Genomic DNA, 3650 nt, shown 5'->3' with positions numbered 1-3650 from the left:
CCCCACCACCAGGGGCTTCGTCGTCCAGCCCCGCCGCTGGGTCGTCGAACGCAGTCTTGGCTGGCTGATGAACCACCGCCGCCTGGCCCGGGACTACGAGGCCCTCCCCGCCCGCTCCGAAGCCATGGCCCACGTCGCGATGATCAGCCTCATGACCCGCCGACTCACCGGCGAAAACACCCGACCTGGCGCGGCACCTGAGCATAAGGACAAGGGACGAAACGCCCAGTCAGAGGTTTAAAGATCAGGCTCAGAAGGTCACCTGCGTCACATGGTTCATGCTTACGGCTCCGTCCGGCCCGAGTGTGACGCGAGCATCGGTTCCCCCTCGATAGTCTCCGTGGTGCACGTACCAATAAACAGCCGTGCCGAATTTATTTTGAAGTCCAGCAATTGTTTGCCTGCACTCGGCGGCGGCACTTTCGCTCGGAAAGTCATTGGTGAATACTTGAATGAATCGGCATGCGTCAATCCCGCCAACAACGCTCATGAAGTCAGAAAAGTATTCCGAGCCATTTACCATGCCTGGCCAGTGATAGCAGGCCACCTGTTCATGGCCATACGCCAAAACTAGTCCGCACGACGCCATGCTTGCACAGTGGGCCACGTCCCCCACGTCTGCCACGACGGAACACTGCTGCTCTATAAAGTGGGTGCGCATATAATTCACCTCAATAATGTTGAATTATATTTCACGGAAAGTCTAGCGTCTTATTTTTTGCGGGTTGCGAAAGGCAGGCCAATGGGGAATCTAGTCAGGCCATTTGTGCGGTCGCGCGAGTGGCGGGCCGTCTGGTTTGCCGCTGCGTTGCCTCCGAGGCCGCGTTTGAGATCTCGGGTGACCATCCTTTCGCGTGGTGCGGCTGCCCCGCCGTCACCCTCTCGATCAGCGCACCTACGGACAGACCGGCCACGGCCGGAAGCCGGCCTCCCTGGTCGGCCATATCCCAGATACAGCCTCAGATGCAATTCATCCTGATTGGCGAAATCAGTCAGCTGCCACTCGCTCCACACATAGCCCAGACCTACCTCTTCGGCCATTCCAGGTGAACCGCCCATTAACGGCTGAAATCTGGACTTTCACCGGCCCTGGGACGGCCCCGCTCTGTCATGCCTGTCTTGTGTGAGACCTCAACAGGTTACAGAACGGGGCCGTTACTTTTGATCGCAACCCAAAGATTATCCGAGGCTTGTGAATAAAACTCGGGGCATCAGTCTCCGCACGGGACCCTCTACTCAGCGGCCGAGACCACTGCCTAGGCGCCGGACCTGGACTGCCTGCGGACCCTTAGGGCCTTGCTCAACGACGAATTCTACCTTTTCGCCCTCAATTAGCTCCTTGAATCCGGAACCTTCGATCGCACTATAGTGGACAAATACATCCGGAAGGGACGGGGAGTTCGACTCGCCGCCTGACGCGATAAATCCGAACCCCTTCTCCGCATTGAACCACTTTACAATTCCGCGAGACTTTTCTACTGCCACTTCACTTCTCCGATATTTCTTCGCTGAAGACGGAATTTCCACTTTGCCCCAGCAAGCCCGACCTGCCGAGCAAAGCGCCGTGTTGTCGGCCGCTTGGTGCGCCCCGATCTCCCTCCATTAAAGTCCCGGACCAGCCCCCAAGCAAACCCGATCGGGCATAGTTCCGGGCATCCCCACCTCCCCCGCTCCTGCTCGATCGAGAAGTTGAACTACGCCTGAATGTCGGAGACTTGAAATGACATTTCATCTGCCTTTAACAATTTATCGCAACCTATCCAGCAAAGGAAGCACAATGACATATTCGCCCACCCTCCCCCTGGCCAATGACTAGTGACCATGGAGTGGAAAATTGATGATATAGTCGGACCCCACCGCTCAGCAGAGCTCGTCAACTCGTACCGCATGCGTTTGCGACTTATGGATAATCTGCCCGACCAGGCCGCCCTAAATGTCGCCTGCACCGCCTACGCCTACGGTTGTATCTACGTGGTTGCAGCTCCGGGGCAAGTATGGGAATCACACGCAGATGAGATAAGGCGTGAATCCCTGACCATTGAGGCGATTTCAATTGATCCAAAGAGCGGGCACTACGCCAAGGTGAAGAATGCATGCGGGGTCAGTGAGGAAATTATTTTGGACGAGCTGAGTGCCAGATTCAAGCTCATCCGCTGGCCTGAGTTCGAAGAGTCCAAATGACGGTGCTGCCCGGAACTGCAGGAGTGGTTCCGTGTCGGCTGGCGAAGTACCTGGGCGTTTCATCCCTTGTACTACAGCGGGGCAGATCAGGTGACTGCTGCTCGGGCCTGTCGTTGAGCGGTCATGCTGTGGATGTGATGGAGAAGCGTCTCGGTAATTGGGCCGAGGAGTTGACTATCCTGCTGGGCGGGCTCAGCCATCTAGTCGTTCGGCCGGACCGCGGGAGGTGTCCACGCCCCGGGGAACGCTCAAAGTCACCTTCAGTACGAGGACCCGCCGGCCCGCTTCGAAGCCATAATCCACGATGCCATGATCGACCTCACGCCCCGCTGGCACCGGTGCGACTACCCCTGCGTAGCACGAAACTCGACCCCAGAAGCCAGGTGCGAAACGCTCACCCATACCCCGATCGCCGCAAGACCAAACGACAACGTTGTCATGCAGCCAGTCGCCTAACTGGCTACGAATCACCTTGCGTAACTATTGGTTGCTTCCGTCACCACTTCGCCCTCCAGTTGCCTCAAGCTTGATGTTATTAGCTCCGAGCGGAACTGTGAATCGCTGCTCTTCGCCTGCTGCTCTATAGATAACTTTACGTCTATCATCGCCGCAATTTGTCGGCACCCCCGTAATTGTTCCAGGCGGTCAAAGTTATGAACTTTCCACGGTGCCGCCTGCGGCCCCAGGGCCGTCCCGTCCAAGCGGCTGACCTGGCCTGAAAGCCTTTCCTGTACGTAGTTTCGCAGCCGATCGTTCGCAGCCAGCTTCGCTGTCCTCGGACGCTGGGCCACGAGGTCCGCCTTCCACTGCGCGACCGAGGCCCGGTACTCCAGACGGCCGCCTCGGGTTGCGGCGTTGCGCCGCAGCTCCCGGGAGATCGTCGACAGGGCGCGGCCGAGGCGTCGCGCGGTCTCGCGAACGCCGACGCCCTGCGCTTTCAGGATCGCGATCTCTTCACGCTCGTGGAAGGACAGGTACCGGCCGGAGGGCGGGGCAAGATCCATCGGTGGCATACCGCCACCGTGCCGAACCACCTGCCACCCGCCGCCTGGGATACGCCAACCGCAGCTGCCGCCTCCTCAGCAAGCAACCCCATCGCAATCGCCTGCCAGAACTGGCGCTGAACCTCCCGCCGAAGCGCCGGCGCACCCGGAGACTTCATCGGCGACCGCCCGGTCAACGCCGCCATCCACCCAGCTGGCCTTCCCATCAACACCTCCGAGAACGAGGTGTTGCGTCCACCGGTTGAATCCACCTTCGCTGCCGCGGTCCGAGTGAAAGATGCAGCCTCGTTCCAGAGCGCCACGGCCGGCGGCCGTCCGCAGCGCGGCCACCGGCAGCTCGGCGCGGTGATGGTCGGCCATCGCGTAGCCAACGACCTCGCGGGTGGCCAGGTCGATGCAGGTTGCCAGGTAGAGCCAGCCCTCCTCGGTCGGCAGGAAGGTGATATCACCGACCAGCCGCATCCC

The 3650-nt window shown here is 59.7% G+C and carries 4 protein-coding genes and 2 pseudogenes; 2 read left to right on the top strand and 4 right to left on the bottom strand.

Features of this window, described 5'->3' with window-relative positions; all coding sequences use genetic code 11:
• Positions 1-201: pseudogene (locus AC2TEW_RS38640) on the top strand (IS5 family transposase); the annotation flags it as partial.
• Positions 202-250: 49 nt separating this feature from the next.
• Here the strand turns inward: AC2TEW_RS38640 and AC2TEW_RS38635 are convergent.
• Both AC2TEW_RS38635 and AC2TEW_RS38630 read right to left on the bottom strand, forming a co-directional pair.
• Entirely contained in the window at positions 251-661 is a 411-nt protein-coding gene (locus AC2TEW_RS38635; RefSeq protein ID WP_484627821.1) for a hypothetical protein, read from the bottom strand.
• Positions 662-1236: 575 nt separating this feature from the next.
• Positions 1237-1485 carry a cold-shock protein gene (locus AC2TEW_RS38630; protein WP_484627820.1) on the bottom strand — a complete coding sequence of 83 codons (249 nt, stop codon included), beginning with the start codon at positions 1483-1485 and terminating at the stop codon, positions 1237-1239.
• 336 nt (positions 1486-1821) lie between these two features.
• On the opposite strand from AC2TEW_RS38630, the gene AC2TEW_RS38625 reads away from it, so the two are divergent.
• The gene (locus tag AC2TEW_RS38625; protein WP_484627819.1) at positions 1822-2181 is read left to right on the top strand and encodes a hypothetical protein; all 360 of its coding nucleotides are present in this window, start codon (positions 1822-1824) and stop codon (positions 2179-2181) included.
• Positions 2182-2831: 650 nt separating this feature from the next.
• Here AC2TEW_RS38625 and AC2TEW_RS38620 read toward each other — a convergent pair.
• Together AC2TEW_RS38620 and AC2TEW_RS38615 are read right to left on the bottom strand one after the other, a co-directional pair.
• A pseudogene (locus tag AC2TEW_RS38620) lies at positions 2832-3370 on the bottom strand (transposase); the annotation flags it as partial.
• The gene (locus AC2TEW_RS38615; protein ID WP_484627822.1) at positions 3261-3647 is read right to left on the bottom strand and encodes a DDE-type integrase/transposase/recombinase; all 387 of its coding nucleotides are present in this window, start codon (positions 3645-3647) and stop codon (positions 3261-3263) included. The pseudogene AC2TEW_RS38620 and the gene AC2TEW_RS38615, both read right to left, overlap by 110 nt.
• Positions 3648-3650: the final 3 nt, after the last annotated feature.

The organism is Kitasatospora sp. NEAU-CNBT7 (assembly GCF_057220535.1).
The sequence above is the reverse complement of the archived record's forward strand: the minus strand, read 5'-3'. Positions and strand labels throughout refer to the sequence as shown.